The organism is Paraflavitalea speifideaquila (genome assembly GCF_032395985.1).
Taxonomy (GTDB): Bacteria; Bacteroidota; Bacteroidia; order Chitinophagales; family Chitinophagaceae; genus Paraflavitalea; species Paraflavitalea speifideaquila.
Genome location: NZ_CP135920.1, coordinates 4193800 through 4210557, shown reverse-complemented (window position 1 = coordinate 4210557; position 16758 = coordinate 4193800). Strand labels below are relative to the sequence as shown.

General features: G+C 45.0%; 24 protein-coding genes and 2 pseudogenes. 15 read left to right on the top strand and 11 right to left on the bottom strand.

Translation table 11 applies throughout. The features are described from left to right. The first annotated feature begins 5 nt into the window (after positions 1–5). The 7 genes and pseudogenes from RS881_RS62325 (at position 6) to RS881_RS28770 (ending at position 4456) form a co-directional block, all read left to right on the top strand. A pseudogene (locus RS881_RS62325) lies at positions 6–382 on the top strand (DUF5687 family protein). Then, positions 382–1118: pseudogene (locus RS881_RS60095) on the top strand (DUF5687 family protein). The pseudogenes RS881_RS62325 and RS881_RS60095 overlap by 1 nt, the downstream one beginning before the upstream one ends. Before the next feature lie 310 nt (positions 1119–1428). Beyond that, the gene (locus RS881_RS28790; protein ID WP_315824272.1) at positions 1429–1872 is read left to right on the top strand and encodes an ATP-binding cassette domain-containing protein; all 444 of its coding nucleotides are present in this window, start codon (positions 1429–1431) and stop codon (positions 1870–1872) included. After that, positions 1794–2147: an AAA family ATPase gene (locus tag RS881_RS28785; protein WP_350340259.1), complete on the top strand. Its 354-nt coding sequence runs from the start codon at positions 1794–1796 to the stop codon at positions 2145–2147. Before RS881_RS28790 ends, RS881_RS28785 begins: the two co-directional genes overlap by 79 nt. Before the next feature lie 167 nt (positions 2148–2314). Next, positions 2315–2710, top strand: a complete 396-nt coding sequence (locus tag RS881_RS28780; RefSeq protein ID WP_315824270.1) for a hypothetical protein — start codon at positions 2315–2317, stop codon at positions 2708–2710. Further along, positions 2665–3411 carry a fatty acid desaturase family protein gene (locus RS881_RS28775; RefSeq protein ID WP_315824269.1) on the top strand — a complete coding sequence of 249 codons (747 nt, stop codon included), beginning with the start codon at positions 2665–2667 and terminating at the stop codon, positions 3409–3411. Before RS881_RS28780 ends, RS881_RS28775 begins: the two co-directional genes overlap by 46 nt. Next, positions 3401–4456, top strand: coding sequence for a fatty acid desaturase family protein (locus RS881_RS28770; protein WP_315824268.1), 1056 nt, complete (start codon positions 3401–3403; stop codon positions 4454–4456). Before RS881_RS28775 ends, RS881_RS28770 begins: the two co-directional genes overlap by 11 nt. Here the strand turns inward: RS881_RS28770 and RS881_RS28765 are convergent. Further along, positions 4453–4770 (bottom strand): 3-oxoacyl-[acyl-carrier-protein] synthase III C-terminal domain-containing protein, encoded by a 318-nt coding sequence (locus RS881_RS28765; protein WP_315824267.1) that lies wholly within the window; start codon positions 4768–4770, stop codon positions 4453–4455. The two genes, RS881_RS28770 and RS881_RS28765, sit on opposite strands and share 4 nt — an antisense overlap. 196 nt (positions 4771–4966) lie before the next feature. After that, a complete protein-coding gene (locus RS881_RS28760; RefSeq protein WP_315824266.1) occupies positions 4967–5533 on the bottom strand; it encodes a hypothetical protein in 567 nt (188 codons plus the stop codon). A gap of 395 nt (positions 5534–5928) precedes the next feature. On the opposite strand from RS881_RS28760, the gene RS881_RS28755 reads away from it, so the two are divergent. After that, the gene (locus RS881_RS28755) at positions 5929–6273 is read left to right on the top strand and encodes a terpene synthase family protein (protein ID WP_315824265.1); all 345 of its coding nucleotides are present in this window, start codon (positions 5929–5931) and stop codon (positions 6271–6273) included. 95 nt (positions 6274–6368) lie between these two features. Here RS881_RS28755 and RS881_RS28750 read toward each other — a convergent pair whose 3' ends face one another. From RS881_RS28750 to RS881_RS28735, 4 genes are all read right to left on the bottom strand, one after another. Next, the gene (locus RS881_RS28750; RefSeq protein ID WP_315824264.1) at positions 6369–7319 is read right to left on the bottom strand and encodes a serine hydrolase domain-containing protein; all 951 of its coding nucleotides are present in this window, start codon (positions 7317–7319) and stop codon (positions 6369–6371) included. Between the two features lie 404 nt (positions 7320–7723). Beyond that, a complete protein-coding gene (locus tag RS881_RS28745) occupies positions 7724–8164 on the bottom strand; it encodes a DoxX family membrane protein (RefSeq protein ID WP_315824263.1) in 441 nt (146 codons plus the stop codon). Between the two features lie 52 nt (positions 8165–8216). Further along, positions 8217–8432, bottom strand: a complete 216-nt coding sequence (locus RS881_RS28740; RefSeq protein ID WP_315824262.1) for a hypothetical protein — start codon at positions 8430–8432, stop codon at positions 8217–8219. A gap of 220 nt (positions 8433–8652) precedes the next feature. Further along, positions 8653–9072 (bottom strand): MmcQ/YjbR family DNA-binding protein, encoded by a 420-nt coding sequence (locus RS881_RS28735; protein ID WP_315824261.1) that lies wholly within the window; start codon positions 9070–9072, stop codon positions 8653–8655. A gap of 64 nt (positions 9073–9136) precedes the next feature. Between RS881_RS28735 and RS881_RS28730 the strand changes: the two genes are divergently transcribed. Next, a complete protein-coding gene (locus RS881_RS28730) occupies positions 9137–9883 on the top strand; it encodes a 3-keto-disaccharide hydrolase (RefSeq protein ID WP_315824260.1) in 747 nt (248 codons plus the stop codon). Positions 9884–10067: 184 nt separating this feature from the next. Here the strand turns inward: RS881_RS28730 and RS881_RS28725 are convergent, their stop codons facing one another. After that, on the bottom strand, positions 10068–10661 hold the full coding sequence (locus RS881_RS28725) for a dihydrofolate reductase family protein (RefSeq protein WP_315824259.1): 594 nt from the start codon (positions 10659–10661) through the stop codon (positions 10068–10070). A 221-nt stretch (positions 10662–10882) separates the two neighbouring features. Between RS881_RS28725 and RS881_RS28720 the strand changes: the two genes are divergently transcribed. From RS881_RS28720 to RS881_RS28695, 6 genes are all read left to right on the top strand, one after another. Further along, the gene (locus RS881_RS28720; protein WP_315824258.1) at positions 10883–11242 is read left to right on the top strand and encodes a hypothetical protein; all 360 of its coding nucleotides are present in this window, start codon (positions 10883–10885) and stop codon (positions 11240–11242) included. Positions 11243–11245: 3 nt separating this feature from the next. Next, positions 11246–11503: a hypothetical protein gene (locus RS881_RS28715; protein ID WP_315824257.1), complete on the top strand. Its 258-nt coding sequence runs from the start codon at positions 11246–11248 to the stop codon at positions 11501–11503. Positions 11504–11966: 463 nt separating this feature from the next. Next, the gene (locus RS881_RS28710) at positions 11967–12305 is read left to right on the top strand and encodes a DUF4339 domain-containing protein (RefSeq protein WP_315824256.1); all 339 of its coding nucleotides are present in this window, start codon (positions 11967–11969) and stop codon (positions 12303–12305) included. Between the two features lie 360 nt (positions 12306–12665). Then, positions 12666–13871, top strand: coding sequence for a right-handed parallel beta-helix repeat-containing protein (locus RS881_RS28705; protein ID WP_315824255.1), 1206 nt, complete (start codon positions 12666–12668; stop codon positions 13869–13871). 29 nt (positions 13872–13900) lie between these two features. Further along, on the top strand, positions 13901–14059 hold the full coding sequence (locus RS881_RS28700; protein WP_315824254.1) for a hypothetical protein: 159 nt from the start codon (positions 13901–13903) through the stop codon (positions 14057–14059). Then, positions 14056–14937, top strand: a complete 882-nt coding sequence (locus RS881_RS28695; RefSeq protein WP_315824253.1) for a T9SS type A sorting domain-containing protein — start codon at positions 14056–14058, stop codon at positions 14935–14937. The genes RS881_RS28700 and RS881_RS28695 overlap by 4 nt, the downstream gene beginning before the upstream one ends. 240 nt (positions 14938–15177) lie before the next feature. Here the strand turns inward: RS881_RS28695 and RS881_RS28690 are convergent, their stop codons facing one another. From RS881_RS28690 to RS881_RS28675, 4 genes are all read right to left on the bottom strand, one after another. Continuing rightward, the gene (locus RS881_RS28690) at positions 15178–15624 is read right to left on the bottom strand and encodes an AGE family epimerase/isomerase (RefSeq protein WP_315824252.1); all 447 of its coding nucleotides are present in this window, start codon (positions 15622–15624) and stop codon (positions 15178–15180) included. Continuing rightward, positions 15585–16100: an AGE family epimerase/isomerase gene (locus RS881_RS28685; RefSeq protein ID WP_315824645.1), complete on the bottom strand. Its 516-nt coding sequence runs from the start codon at positions 16098–16100 to the stop codon at positions 15585–15587. The genes RS881_RS28690 and RS881_RS28685 overlap by 40 nt, the downstream gene beginning before the upstream one ends. Continuing rightward, a complete protein-coding gene (locus RS881_RS28680) occupies positions 16097–16426 on the bottom strand; it encodes an AGE family epimerase/isomerase (RefSeq protein ID WP_315824251.1) in 330 nt (109 codons plus the stop codon). Before RS881_RS28680 ends, RS881_RS28685 begins: the two co-directional genes overlap by 4 nt. 132 nt (positions 16427–16558) lie before the next feature. Then, positions 16559–16753, bottom strand: coding sequence for a hypothetical protein (locus tag RS881_RS28675; RefSeq protein WP_315825064.1), 195 nt, complete (start codon positions 16751–16753; stop codon positions 16559–16561). Between the last annotated feature and the right edge of the window lie 5 nt (positions 16754–16758).

Below are 16758 nucleotides of genomic sequence, written 5' to 3'. Positions count from 1 at the left end.
GAAATGTGGCCGGCAACATTTTCGTAGTGTTATTGGCGTTAATATTGATCCTTTCCTTTCTTATACTGGGCAGCTCCATCAGAGAAACATTAAAGGAGGCAGGTGGTAACCCGATAGAAACATTCAACGCAACCCTATTATGGTATTTCGCGGGCGACCTGTTATTGAGATGTTTTTGCAGCCTTTGCCAACTCTACAGATTATCCCCTATCTCCGGTTGCCTATTCCCCGGAAAAAGCTGATCAATATCCTGCTTTTTACCAACTTCTGGAACTTGTTTAGTATCCTTCCGTTCCTGATACTGATACCATTTGCTGCCAAAATAATCTACCCTTTGTACGGAATAGCGCCAGTGATCAAATATTTAGCTGGTGTTTTTTAATGGTTGTGTTTAATAATTATTTGGCATTGCTGTTGGGATTTCTGGTCAAAAAGAACCTGGCCTGGTTTATTATTCCCATGAGTGTTGTGGCTGGCTTGTACTTATTGCAGGAACTGCATGTACCTGTGAACCTTGCTTCCATCGCCACCGGAAGATCCCTGCTGGAAGGCCGACTCCTTTTGATCTCTGTTTTACTGGCAGGTATATTGGTCGTTTTAAATTTGGCCCGACGAATACTAAAAACGGGCTTCTATTTAGATGAAATGACGACGCGGCGTCAATGGACATTTATGATGCGAATAACCGGCCTGGACGCTTTTACGCAGGCAGGAGAGGTCAAAAGGTATATATGGCTGGAAGTAAATCTATTAATAAGAACAAACGCCCCCGGCAAATGCTTAGCCTGATGCCCTTCTACCTGGGACTCTTTATCATTATGGTGGTAGATCATAAAACGGGTCATGGTCCAAACCTGATCTTCCTTTCTTTTCTTGCAGGCTTTTTCCCCGCATTGTATGGCCAGTTTGTGTTTAGTTGGGAAAGCGCCTGTTTCGATGGGATCATGACACGTCCGGGGAGTTTTAGCCAGTATGTTGCTGCTAAGTATTACCTGATGCTCATCATGATCCTGATTAGTTTTATCCCAGTGTATATTGCCCTTTCTTTCACAACCGGCATAGATACGCTGCTTTTATTTTCATTGGGTCTGTTTAGTGCAGGCGTAACCTGCTTTTGATCCTGCTGATCGGCTCGTTCAATGATGGCCGGATCGATCTGGGCAAGGGGGCCTTGCTCAATTACCAGGGTGTCAGGGCAAATCAATTTGTTTTTTTCTTTTCTATTTGTCCTGCTTCCTTTAGGGCTTTTTGGATTGTTCAGGTACCTGTTGAATGAAACCGCCGGCAAGTTGGCAATTGCAATTCCTGGAATACTATTGATTATTTTTCATAACTGGTGGATAAAAGGATCATTGTGCCCCTGTTTCTAAGGCGCAAATACAAAAACCTGGAAGGTTACCGTAAACTTTCTGTTTAATACAAATTCTAATGATCACAATTAAAGACCTTGCAAAGAAATACCATGGAAGGCAGGTGTTGGATATTAAAGACCTGCAAATAGAAAGGGGTGAGTTTTTAGGCATTGTTGGGAATAATGGTGCCGGCAAAACTACCTTATTGCGATTGTTGCTAGACCTGGTACCACCAGATAAAGGAACCATTTGCTCCGGTAACTTTCCTGTATTCAGATCAGAAGGCTGGAAGGCATATACCGCCTCCTATATAGACGATGGATTCTTAATGGATTTTTTGACTCCAGAGGAGTTCTTTTATTTCGTCGGAAATAGTTATGGATTTAGTCAAAGCGCCATCGATCAAAAACTTGCAGGCTTCTACCTTTTTTCAAAGACGAAATACTTGGTAAGAAAAAGAAATACATACGTGATTTCTCTAAAGGGAATAAACAAAAGATTGGCATCACTTCGGCATTAATGACGGAACCTGCCGTGTTGGTCCTGGACGAACCATTTAATGGACTGGATCCTACTTCCCAGTTATTATTGAACCGCATGCTAACAGACTACAACAGATCTGCTAACGCCACCATTATTTTATCCAGTCATGACCTAAATCATGTTACTGAACTGGCAACACGCATTGCAATTATTGAAAAGGGAAGTATTGTCCGGGATATGCCGAATACGGAAGGTTCACTGATTGAATTACAGCATTATTTTTCAGGCGAAAGCACTCCTTCTGAATCTTAAGCCTATTTCCTTTCTATAGTGTAAAAGTCTCGTTGCCAGGCATACAGAAAAACCTGCTAATTATTACCTTTTCTTTAACATCGCAGCTGCCTGTTTTCGGCCTTGCTGCCATTGCTAGTATTGCGCTAATCTTTAAATTGCCTGAACCAAACCCCAGCTGTCATCCCATGAATAAATTAAAGTTCAGCAAAGATGAAGGCTCCGCATTCTACAAAGAACTGACTGAAAGAATAGATCAGTATTTTACCTTGCATGGCATCCATAAGACCGGCAACCAAAAGATGTTCTTCAAGATATTTCTATACTTCTTTCTTGATATACTGTTCTATGGGTTAATGATCACCAGCACCTCCATACTGGCATTTTACGCTTATTACTTGCTGATGGGAATATCTGTATTATTAACAGCTTTCAATATTTCGCATGATGCGGCGCATGGAGTAGCTGTAAGAAGCAAGTTCTGGAACAAGTTCTTATTCTCCCTTAGTTTCAACCTGCAAGGCAACAATGCCTATGTATGGGGAAAAATCACAATGAATCGCATCACTTATATACGAATGTAGAAGGCAGTGATATTGATGTATTGAATAACCCATTGTTCCGGATGACAGCAACGCAGGAGTTGAAATGGTACCATCGTTATCAGTTCCTATATGCTCCCCTCTTGTATTTGTTGTATTCACTGAACTGGTTTTTCTTCCGGGAAACGTTGATGCTTTTTAATTATTCCAGCCGTACGATCAGGGATTACCATTCCCGGCGCGAAGTGATCTTGCTGGTTATTTTTAAATTGCTTTACATTGGATACATGATCGTATTACCGGTTGTATTGCTGCCTTTTGGGTTCACCACCGTGTTACTGGCTTTTGTACTGAACCATTTTATGATCTCCTGGATCTTTGTAGGGGTACTGGGTGTTTCGCATGTATCGGACTACGTATCGCATCCTGTGCCGGAAGCCGATAATAAACTGGATGTGAGCTGGCCCAAGTTGCAATTAATGACCTCGGTCGATTATCATCCGGGCAGTCAGTTCTTCAATTGGACGCTTGGCGGATTTAATGCACATGCATTGCATCATTTATTGCCCAATATTTCTCATGTACATTATTTAAAAATACTTCCCATTTTCAGAGAGTTGTGTAATATGCATGGATTAACATATATGGAAATGTCGTATAGCCAGGCACTGGCAGCCCATTTCCGGTTTTTAAAAGCCATGGGAAGAAACGTACATATTAAACCCCAGGCATTTGCGGGATAAGCATATACATATTCCCCAGGACAGCGAACTGCTCAAAACCATCTACCGGCAGGTAGAGGAACAGCTGGTCATTGACCAACAGGCGGCCAGGCGGCTCATCGTACTAAAGTTTGTGGTATACTTTACCTTATCGGTCCTAAGTTATGGCGCCTTGTACAAAATTAGCGAGCCTTTGCTTTTTATAAGTTGCTTTATAGTCTATGGGTTTATACTCTTGTTATTTGCGTTCAATTTCTCGCACGACTTTTCACATAATAGGGTCTTTAAAAGCAAACGGCTTAATAATACTTGTTTCACCATTATCTATACGCTGGTGGGCGCCCATGCGGAAGCATGGAAAGAACGACATATTCATTCGCACCATTATGCGCCCAATGTAGAAGATTATGACTCGGACCTTCAGATCACTCAACTGATCCGGGTTATTCCTCATAGTGAATACCGGTGGTACCACCGGTACCAGCCTGTTTATGCACCGGTGGCTTATATGAGTTATTCCCTGTACTGGGTATTCATTAAAGACTTTGTGATCTTGTTTTCCAAGGATATTTATAAAGCCAGGAAGAATTTCCCCTACCATTTGTCGTTCTGGATACAAAAAGCGATTTATCTATTTCTTACATTGGTATTGCCCCTATTGTTTACAGCACAGCCCTGGTACATAGTTGTAACGGGCTTTCTTTGTATGCACCTCACGCAATCACTGTTTTTGCTATTTACCTTTTTCATGACACACCATGTAGAAAGTACTGCTTACCCGGTAACGGACCAAGATGGGTTTATTAATACTTCCTGGCTTATGAACCAGGTGAAAAGCTCCAATGACATGCATCCCTTCAGTGCCTGGGCCAATTTTCTACTGGGCGGGTTCAATAATCATATTGCACATCATTTATTTCCCCATATCCACCATATTCATTATCCCAGGCTAAATAGGATATTGTACGGCATATTGTTACAACACCATATCAAACCCAACCAAACCACGTATTGGGGTGGAGTTGTTTCGCACCTGCGTTTGTTGAAGAAAATGAGTCATGCTTAGGCAGCTTGTACAGGAATAATGAATGCCCCTCTTTCTGGGCCTGCGCCCACTACAGAAATACATACTTTGTCGCCCGGCTCCAATACCCCTGCCTGCATATCATCATCCAGCAATTTAATGGTACTGGTACTCACCAGGTTGCCATACTTCACCACATTGATGCCCATTTTATCACGGCTGATGCCATGATCTTTGATCAGGGTGTCGAGGAAAGCATTGGTCAGCGTAGGGCTGGCCTGGTGGGTGTAGATCTTCTTTACCTGGTTCAAATAATCAGGTTGTAAGTTCAATAATTGCTGGTGATTCAGGGTCATACCTTTGATATAATACTCTTTGATCCGGGGCCTGCCATGGCAAAGCAGGACAGGGCTTCACATTTTTCGGTGCCAGGAGGATCCCAGGCTCCGCTACCAGTATAGTGGATAAGGGGATCATCAAAACCCGCTTCCTGTCCAAAGCTTAAAGAATCCCTGGAATAAAATGAATACCCAGTAGGCTCGTCTGTTTTCTTCAAAACCACTGCGGATACACCATCAGAAAAAGGGCTGCCGACATCCACAGGGATTTGGCGTAGGGATGATGGTCGTTACTCTTGTACACAGACGTTTGCGTATAGAGGCTGCTGAGGCTATACGATATAAGCAGGATGGTCTTGGCTTTTATTTGAGCAGCCAGGGCCATGGCACGGGCAAAACCGGCACATCCGGCTCCCAACAATACAGGAACAATATCATCTTTAAGACCTATTTCCTTGTACAGCAGAAAAGCATCCTGGTCAAGCTGCACCATAAAGGGGGAACAGGTAACGATAATGGCGGCATCAATATCAGCCGCATCCACCCTGGCCCTCCGCATAGCTTCCCTGGTAGTATCAATGACTACCTGTGGATCTTTAAATACATCGGGGGCCCAGCTTTTGGATTTAATACCCAGTATTTTTTCTACCATTTTACCATCTAAATACTTCCCTTCCGTTTGTCTGTCGGGCACTTTGAAGGCAGTGGCCCATTCATCAATACTAATGGGTTCAGCAACGAAAGAAGAAACGCCTGTAATAGCCAGGTTGATCTGGTGCATAGAATTTGTTTGGTTGTTTATGGAATGTAATATTGTTGTGCTATGGCCATGAAGCGATTGCCCACTAAAGCAGGCAAGTGCAGCTTATGGAATTGTTCCTTATATGACAGGCAACGAGGAAAAGGTTTATTAAAAGGGCCATTAAATAATAGATAAAAGCCCCTGGCACAGCAGATCGTTTTTGTAGTAATAGCTTGTAGTGCGCCGCAAGTTGTAATAGAAATACCAATTGGGGAAGTAGTATTCTATCAGTGACTTGTCATACCGATGAAATGCATCATCAATCTGACGAATGCAATTGTTTTGTTCATTGTGGCCGGAAACTTCCCCCTACCCTATATGAACTGATCTGCAGGTTTTTCATCTATGCTATTCTCTATACAAAACGGGTTGCTGTGGAAGCGCAGCATCAGCCAATGCTGCATGCACTGCGCGATATCTGGGAAAGAATTGTTTCGCGATCGGGACAAATCTACCAGGATAGAATGTTGCGGGGGTTTAAGGATATGTTCAAAGGAGGGATGTGGCAATATGAATTGACGGTGCAAGGGCTCACCCCTGCGATTGAAGAATGCTTTGCCGTAAGGCAATACCTGGGAGCGGCTAATTTGGCTACTGATTCATTGGAACTGACGGGGCAGGTAGACCTGCCGGATATCATATACCTGGATGAGCGGGTGAATAAAATGACTACGCTGGTACGCAATGCGATCTGCTTTGCGAATGATCTTTTTCTTTAAGCAAGGAGGCAATATTGTGTGGAGTACCCGGGATACTTCCAGGTATCCCCATCGGGCCCTGCTGAATGTGTAATTTGATGCCCCACCCATTCCCATCAATGGGATTTAACTGCTTTCAAGATGGCGGCGGATAGTTCGTACAATTTTCTGCCTGCCGTGTCATTGTTTTGGTTGGAAAGTAATACAATAGCCAGATCATAATCGGGATAGAAAGAGTAAAAGGTCCTGAAGCCGGGTGTTCCTCCATCGGCACGAAAATAATAATCCCAATTCCAGGTTTTGCCGGTGGCCCACTGAAAGCAGGTGGCTCCATCATCTATATTACCATACAAAATGCGGTGGGTCATTTTTACAGCAACCTCTTTTTCTTGCAATTGATAGTGCAGGTATTTCAACATATCGCTCAGGGTAGACTTAATGCTGCCAGCCGCAGGAAAGGAAGTATAGATGGAAGGCGCTTCCAGGCCAGCAGCATCATAGCCTTTTAACAGATCTGTCCTTTGTTGCTGATCTATGGTAATGGTAGTAGCATGCATGCCCAGTGGTTTTGTTATATAGCGTTCCAATAGTTGCTGGTAGGTTGCTCCATAAATATGTTCCAATATCCGGCCCAGTACCTGGTATCCTGCATTGGAATAGCGGTACGTAAAAGGCTTTAAGGTATCGGGCCTTAAAGCAGCCAGTTGCCGGATGAATGAGGTGTCGGTCAAGGTTTCATCTGCAGCTCTGACAAATGAATTGGGTAATTGGCTGGTATAGGCCAGCAGGTAGCCTATTTTCAAGGGATCGCCACTGGGATACTGTAAATGCGGGAATGTGCCCGGCAAATATTTCCGAATATCGTCGTTGAGTTTTATGCGTCCCTCCCCGATTGCATGGGCCACGAGCAGTCCCGTAAAGGTTTTGGTCATAGAGCCGATCTCATACAGGCTTTCATTGGTGGGCAACCGATGGGTACCCCTGGCGCTTTCACCGTAGTGATAGGTACATTTTTTTCCATGAAGTAGCACCCCAATGGAGCATCCTACCCGGGAGGAATCTTTCATATAAGTAAGGGCAGCCGTATGAATGGCTGAATCGAGCCGGGTGCGGAGTGGATTATTGCTCGCTATTTGTTGAGCGTTGCCAGCCAGGGAAAACAGGAGACAAAGACCCCAAAGGTGTTTTTTTCATGGTACAAACAGGTGTATAGAATAGGTACCGGAATAGGCCCGGCTTGATCTATAGTCTTAACAAACTGGCAATTGTTGCATGGTTTGTACCCCTTACGCATACATTTGTCAAATGGGGTGTTTGCACTACCAGGGGCCCTCCCCTTCCTGTATCCGCTGCGAATGATTTGTTAAATCAACCCTCCCTTCGTCATAGATCTATTGAAAGCTACGTTGGGGTATTGCATAAGCCGCCCTTTCTACACCTGGTGCAGAAAAATATTGGCATACATCCATAACTACTTACTGGTTGACTCCATATACCGGTCGAACGACCAGCGGCCATTGCCCGCCACCAGGAAATAGCAGAGGAGCAGTAATACCACGATAGCCAACAAAACTTCTGCAAATGGCGTCCACAATCCCGAGGCAGAGCCGCCAAAGATGATGGCGCCGATCAGAATAGGTATATTGATCAGGCAGGCAAAACGGGTGAGTACGCCCAAGGTGAGCAATACTCCGCCCAGCAAGTGGGCAAACACAATGAGGTGACCTATGGAAAGGAGGAAAAATGAACCCCAGGAAACAAAATTAGCAATACGCCCCAATTCGGCGCTCATATTCTCAAGAAAAACAATACCCCGGTAGCAGAGGAATATGCCTAATGCTACACGTACAATATCGATCCATTGCGGATGATGCGTATCACCCCAATGCTCAATGCGTTGAAGGAAACTCATAGTGTATTTTTTTACGTGAGGGAGAAAGAACTGTCCTAAAGTTACGGATATTTTACCAGGTGCCCGCCTGGAAGAAAAACGATGGGTATGGGCTGTCAATATTAATGGGAAGGTAGCCCAGGCGATCAATATTCAATCCGTAAGTAAAAGCGATACCGGGATCATGCTGCAGGGGCAAGGCGGCTAACAAAGACATTTTGGAAGGCAGGCAGGATGCTGTTGTGCCGATGCCGCCGGGTATGCCTGCATTGGCATAAATGGCTTGCATCTTTTATTGCTGAACAGGGCTGCTGTCCTTTTCATTAAATGAAACCAGGATCTGTGGTTTGTGCTTGTGTGGTGGTAAAGAAAACACCGGGCAATAAATAGGGTATACTACGCTGGTCAAGTCAAAGGTGCTTAGTTGTATAGGCGCCCCTCGTGAGTTCTTTCATGCTATTCTAGCGCCCCGCCCGGTGGCCCATCTTTGGCAGGTTTAGGGTAACAGCTTAATTCAACGACAATTGTTCAGGATGCTTTTGGTCAAAGTCTTTGATCATTTTAGGGGTAGCCCGCATGCGCCAGGCAGTTGTCAGTAATTGCTGAAGGTCTTTGTCTTTTACTTTATTGAGCCTAACCAGCATCATGGGATAATTGCGGTAGTGATCAGTAAAATAATAAACGGCTGGTTGTTTGGCTATCCACTGGTCTCTGTCTTCGGTATAGATGGCCAGGGTTTCGCCATCTTCTTTCATGCGCATCATTAGTTTTTTGCGCACATAGAATGCCTGGGTGCCAAAGCAGATACCTTCATTCACCTCTGGCAGGTTGACCGTGAGGGCACGTAGTTTATCGAGGTATATAAAGGTATCCATGTTCATGAGGAGCAAATTATTAAATTCTTCGGGAATAATTGGTTCTTTAAACACCGGCAGGCTTATCTTTATTGTTACACATTATCAACCACATATGAAAACCCTCCTTTTAGCAGCCTTGGTACTGATTGTTTGCGCTGGTTGTAAAACCACCAAAACCGCCACTGACAACAGCAAATGGATCTCTTTATTCAATGGGAAAGACATTAATGACTGGTTTGTGAAGATCCAGCACCATGAGATAGGTGAAAACTTTGGCAATACCTTCCGGGTGGAGGACAGTATGATCAGGGTAAGTTATGATCAATATGGGGATTTCAATGATCAGTTTGGGCACCTGTATTATAAGGTTCCTTTTTCTTATTATCACCTAAAGCTGGAATACCGTTTTGTTGGCGCGCTTCAAAAAGGCGCCCCTGGTTATACGCTTCGCAATAGTGGGGTGATGTATCATTCGCAAGATCCGCGCACGATGCCCAAAGAGCAGGATTGGCCTATCTCCATTGAAATGCAATTCCTGGGTGGTTTGGGTGATGGCAAACCCAGGTCTACGGGTAATATGTGTTCACCCGGTACGCATATCATATACCAGGGTAAGCTGGATACGCGCCATTGTATCAACTCTACTTCCAGGACCTATGATGGGGATCAATGGGTACGGGCTGAACTGATCGTATTGGGAGATTCGCTGATCACGCATATTATTAATGGGGATACTGTGATGCAATATTCCAAACCACAAATCGGTGGTCCGGTAGTGAATCGTTATGATCCGGCTATTAAACAAGACGGTAAGATGCTGAATAAGGGCTTTATCGCTTTGCAAAGCGAAGGTCAACCCGTTGATTTCAGGCGGATCAATTGATGGACCTGTCAAAGCGCTTCAACAAGTAAAGGCATACGAAATGGCCTCATCCCACCATTCAGCGGGAAGGCGAGCGAGTGCAGAGGACCAGGGTGAGCCGCTCTTGGAGAGCGACCCACCCTTCAATCACTTTTTGACATTCTCCTTAGTTCAACGACATGGAGGTATATAAAGAATTGCTGAATCAGTTTCTGGGAGGCAGGTAGGTAAGCACGGTTACGCCACACTCATAGGACTGGGTATTGACGAGTTGCAGACTGAGTTTATGACCGGGGTCTTTAAAGATGGACAAACCGCTGCCCAAAGCGATGGGGTTGACAAATAAATGGAACTCATCAATGAGCCCGGCTTCAATTAATGCAGACACAAAGCTGGCGCCTCCATATACGATCATGTTTTTACCGGGCAGGTTTTTCAGTTTAGTAACCTCGCTGACCAGGCTGCCTTTGGCTAGGCTGGTATTTTCCCAGACTGACTGGTTAAGGGTTTTGGTAAATACCACTTTTGGGGCTGCGGTGATGCTTTTGGCAAAAGCATATTGTGGTCCATCGGGGTTGGCGGCAACCCTGGCCCAATGCCCAATAAATCCTTCTTCGGCCATTTTTCTGCTCAATAAAACTGTATCTACCGTATCATGCAGGTCGACAAAATGTTTTTGTAAAGCGGCATCCCAGGTCCATTCGGCCCCCCAATTCCATACCATCCAATCGGTTCTGTCTTTAGCATCGGCAATGAACCCATCGACGGAAGTTTGTATCTGCAGTATTAGTTTTTTCATGGAAACTTTCCCTGTTTAATGTGTTGCTATCAAAAGTAGAAGGAAGGTAGCACCCTCCTGGGGGCAACACGACTTTAGACGGGGGTATTTGCGCCATCCGGTTTTTAAGGCAAGCAGCAGGCAAGGCAATAAATAACTTTCAGAATATTTTGAAAGTTCGGAATTAACGACTACCTTTGAGTCAGCAAAGCACCTTCTACCACACCTTAAATTCTACTGGTATGAACATCATCGCTTACATTATTTACTTAGTCATCACTTATATTATTACGGTACGGGTGGGGTTTCTTTTTTACCGCAATGGCCGTGTATTTATCCTGGGGTTACTCCATAATGACGTACAACTTACTGATTTCATTAACCGGCTGTTGCTAACGGGTTATTATTTGCTGAACCTGGGTTATGCTGCACTGATGTTGCGAAGCTGGGAAACCATCAATACATGGACGGCCTTATTGGTTAGTATAGTGGCCATGACGGGTAAGATCATGCTAACGCTTGCGGTCATGCATTTCTGCAATATGGCGGTCATTTACTTCATTAGCAAACGGAACGATCATTTTCTTAACTCCAAAATATAGTATATGAATACCTCTTACAATTTTATGGCCTATTTAATTTACCTGCCCGTAGTGATCATTCTTACCTGGTATGTAGCGCACACGCTGTTCAAAAACAGTAAAGTATTTATGTTGGATATATTCAATGGCAAAGCCGAGATCGCGGTGGCCACTAATAAGTTGTTTGAGACGGGCTTCTATCTGCTGAACCTTGATTTGCCTTTTGGGTCATGGAAATTACCAGTGACATCAGCGCCACGCGTAGTATGTTGGAAATATTAAGCACGAAGATTGGCGGGTACTGCATCTACCTGGGTATAAGCCTGTTCTTTAATCTTTACCTTTTTTCCGGGGCAGAAGGATCTCTAAGGAGCGGGCAAGGCTGGTAGCTCAGGTACCTATTCCCAAAGCATAAGTAAAAGGCAATGAGGGAGAAAAGCAGTAAGGCAATGAGCAGGCAGGAATAAGAACAGATGAGCTATTAAAAATTGATCAGGATTAATTAAGGCACGCCTTTCTTTCAGTTCAAGACCGTCCGGTTTATTGCCGGCGGTCTTTTGTTTTACATCAATAAATATCAGGAACTACCGGTATAGATCAATTGATCCACATCAAAAAAAAGCAATAACAGGCATAATTCTGCACTCCAGGAGTTGTAAGTGATAATAGGCAGCAGTATTTTGCGTTTGTATATAAGCGAAACAATCCAATGCACCGGTTTCGCTACCCTTAACCTGTTGTCCCTATGAAGAAGTATTACCTGTATAATGGCGCCCAATATGGGCCCTTCAGCTATGCTGAATTAAAACACCAACACTTGCTTCGAGATACACCTATATGGTATGAGGGACTGAATGAATGGGTAACAGCGGGATCAGTAGTTGAATTACAGGCCATTTTGCCCGCCCCCTGTCCTCCTCCTTTCGTAGTTGCCAATGCCAATAATAGTAATTCTTCCAAAACGCTCCCTCCTCCAGCTACTTCAAAGATCAAAACCAGGTTCCTGAACAAGGTGTTTCTTATAGGTTGTCTTATCGCCTGCTTATTGGTTGTTTTAACATTGATAACTATCAGTATGGGGTAAAACGCCCACCATACTCAATTGATTTACAGCATAATATTAATTTACATAGGAATTAATGTATAAAAATGTTATGATTATTCCGGGAAGGTTTCTATATTAGTGCTCTCAATATCCAGTCTACTATCCTATCTCAACAGAATCCACATCTTCCCTGTTGAACCGTTTCAATCTCTGAACCATCAAAAATCAAGCTATGTTAAAGCTCTACAAGAACCGGAAGCGGTTTGCTATCCTCACTTTTGTATTATCTCAACCTTTCCTGCATTTTCAGCCACTTTTACTGTTACGAATACGAATAGCAGTGGGGCCGGCTCGCTGGCACAAGCTATTACTGATGCGAATAGTACCCCTGGGGCAGATGTGATCGAATTTAACCTTGATCCCAACCAGCCTGGTGTTATTAATCTTACAACAGCACTACCTACCATTAGTGAAGCGCTATTTATTAATGGTTATTCACAGCCAGGTTCTTTGAAGGGACCTATTGCTACCCGCGTCATCCGGGTCAATATCAATGCAACCGGTGCAGGCGCCAATACGAATGCTTTTACCATATCAGGAGATAATGTTACGATTGCAGGTTTAGCTATTTATGGCGCCCGGGGTTACGGGATCCAGGGGCTGGCAATTCCTGCCAGTGTGAGTAACCTGCATATCTGGGGTAATTATATTGGCACAGACAGTACGGGCCTTAATGCGGGCTTGGGTAATGTGGGCGGAGGCATTGAAGTTAATTTGGGAAGTAGTTTTACACCCTCCAATAACATTATTGTAGGTATTAAAGACGATGGTGTTGACGATGGCAATGAAGGCAACCTCATCACTAGCAGTAGCAGTCTTTCAGGCAATAACGGCGATGGGGTACTATACTGGCGATGCACCAATTCGGTGATTGCCGGTAACATTATTGGGTTGAACAAAAATGGAACGGGTACTGGCCTGGGTCATACGAGGGATGGTATTGTGGTTACGGTAGGAAGTACCAATGTTGTGATCGGTACAGATGGTGATGGAAGTGCGGCAGACGCTATAGAAGGCAATACGATCGCGCGCAATGGCCGCAATGGTATTTTACTGGCAGGCATATCAACCAATAATATCATTGCAGGCAATACGGTGGGTGTAGACCTGGCAGATGCCGGGGCTGGAAATGGAACTGGCATCTTATTGCTCAATGCCTCCACGAACAGGATCGGTACAGATGGTAATGGTACCAGTGATGCACTGGAAAAAAATATAATCGGGTCGAACACTTTTGCAGGACTTCGTATCAGTAGTGAAAGCTTTTTCGGCGCAGCTTATGAGTCGGGCTCTAATGGCAATGTGGTTAAAGGAAATATCATAGGCGCCAACGCGGGGCTTACAGTCAGCCACCCCAATGGGACCAATGGTATTGAGCTGCAGGCTTCCTTGTCTCCCTTTACTGTCAATGATAATATTTTTGGTACAGCGGTTAGCAATACTGAGGAACGCAATATTATTGTGAATAATGCGGGCAATGGTATCCGGGTATTGGCTCCAGGGGAGGCACTGCTACTACGGGTAATAAATTTTCGGGCAACTTAATTTATAATAATGGTGCGCTGGGCATTGACTTGCAGGGTGGTGCCATAGAGACCAGTGGTGTAACGGTGAATGATGATGGGGATGGAGATGCAGGGGCGAATGACCTGCTCAACGCGCCGGTCATTACTTCTGCCCGGATTGAGGGCAGTGACCTGGTATTGATGGTTTTAGCCGCCCCAATAGTGTGATCGAATTCTATGTGGCCGATGCGGGCCCCCACCCCAACCCATTAATTGGCACTAAGAGCTTTGGCCAGGGGCAAAGTTTTGTGGTGCGTGCCCAGGAAGGCGGAACGTTGGGTACGATTACAGATATGGAAGCTACTACAGGCACCTACGATGCAACGATAGAAGGCGCCGGCTCGGGCGGTACGCGTACGGAAAACAAGTTCAGCTTCCGTATTCCACTCAGCTCTCTTCCGCCTGTTACAGCAGGTACACGGTTTACAGCGCTGGCTTATATGAATGCCACTGGTGCAGGCAGTACTTCTGAATTTGGCGGGGTATTGGCCCTGGCCAACCTGCCGGTTCGATTTACCTCATTTACAGGAAGGATCAAGGATGGTAAATCATTCCTAAGCTGGGCAACCGCAGAGGAACAAAACAATAGTTATTTTGAAGTACAGAAAAGCACTACAGGCAGTGATTTCACGGCTATTGGCAAGGTTAGCCCCAAGGGAGGGGTGTACAACCAATACGATTTCACGGATGCTACCCCATCGGCAGGGATCAATTATTACCGGTTGAAGCAGGTAGACGTTGACGGCAGGTCGATGTACAGTAAAATACTGACGCTTAGGAGTAACCTGGATAAAGTGGAAGTAAAAGCGGGCCCCAATCCTTTTGCCGGCAATATCAATATTTACTATCAACTGGAAAAAGCTGAACTGTTACAGATCCGGTTGTATGACCAGGGAGGCCGTACGGTGAAGCAATACACTACCCGGAGTGGTGCGGGTGTTAACACCTTTAACATTACGGATGTAAATAGCTTGCCCAAGGGTAATTATACGCTGGAGCTTAGTGGAGAAACGGTGAAGTACCGGCAACAGATTGTAAAGCAATAAAGATTTAACAGATATTAATATATTGGAAGAGGCTCTCCAGTTGTGCATCGATCGTCAGTAAGAGCAAGTGGTAACGATCCATTCCGATCCTACGGGCGCCATACCCGATGAAGTTGTGAGTTGTCGTGGATCGTCAATCGGTAGTCGTGAATAAGTCACGATTACTGCGAGAGGCTGATTAAATGGAACATCCTGTTCGATTTAATCAGCCTCTCGCTTTAGTAGTTATGTATAGCGTATTCACGACTTCACGATCCCGTCAATGCGCTTGAGGAGTTCCATACAGGCCCTGCCATTGTGGTAGGGGCATTTCCAAAGACCGGCTTTATCTTCCCATGACATGACGGTCTTATCGGTCCCGGATGCTTCATTGAGTACGCCCCAGCGCCATTCACCAAATTCGTGATCAATGATGTTTTCGCGGATGAATTCCCAGTTACTGAGGGTATGTTGTAGAAAGGTCCGGTCGCTGCTAACCTGCCAGGCATGGAAGAATCCCACGAGGGCTTCGGCCTGTGGCCACCAATGTTTTTCTTTGACCCATAAATTGGTGGCGCTGTCCTGCTCATACCACATACCTCCATCGTAATCCAGGCCACGGGCGGCGGCATAGGCCATTTGCAGGGTTACTTTCTTTACGCGCAGGATCAGTTCTCCATCGGAAATAACATTGGCAGCTTCTGCCAACAGCCAGGAAGCTTCGATATCATGCCCAAAAGAAACAATGGTACTGCGGGCATGCCAATGTTCATCAAAAATAATACCTGGTGGTAGGTAATAGGATGTATGATATGGTCCAGGAAATTATTGATGAGGCGGGTGATTTGCCTATGCAACCCTTCATCGGGCCAAATGCTGTAGAGGTTGGTATAAGCTTCCAGTACATGCAGGTGGGTGTTCATGGACTTTTTCTCATTGGCATCTTTGGCACTTAACCGAAGGTCTTTCAGTGGCCTCCATTCGCGGTCAAAGGCTTCAAAATAGCCTTCGCGGTCTTTATCATAGCTAAAACGCTCAATGAGGGTATATAGCTCAATAGCGCGCTCTTTCACGGTTTCGTGGCGACAGGCTTTGTAATATTCGCAGAAGGCATACAGGGTAAAAGCCTGTCCATATACCTGCTTTTTGGTATCAAAGGGGTGGCCGGCATGGTCTACCGTCAGAAAACGCCACCAATTTCGTCATCGGCAAAATGGGTGACGAGGTATTCATAAGCCCGGGTGGCAATGGTAAGGTATGGTTGGTGATGGGTATGGTTCCAGGCGGCTGCAAAGGTCCATAAGATACGGCTGTTCAGCACGGATCCTTTGGGGGCCAGTATATCAATGGAATTATGGTGATCGATGCTGCCATAGAAACCGCCATATTGCACGTCAATGGCATGGTTCATCCACCAGGACAGGACGGATTGGAGTTCGTTTTCAATCTCTCGACGGAATAATTGTAGCTGCTGACGTACAGGCTCATCCTGTATAACAGGGGTTGTCATGCGTAAATATAAGTAATGAAACGTTAAACCCATAAGTACAACTACGGAGAAGAAACGGTGGATCGCAAAATTTGATTTACATCAGTTCGGCGTGCTCACTACCCAGTTACGGGATTTGGTGAGTATTGATTATCAATACATCCTATCAGGCGTTTTTTTGACCGGCCGGTCCCTCTCCACTGTCAGGGTACTGCCCTGCTGATCCAGATAAGTTTGATTGGCCTCAATAATATGGACCAAGGTTTCGGCAGAGGTGGCGGAGCGCAGTCCATCGGGTGGTGTATGCATTACATAGTCTGTTAGTTGTTCAATGGTAGAAGTGGCCACATGCA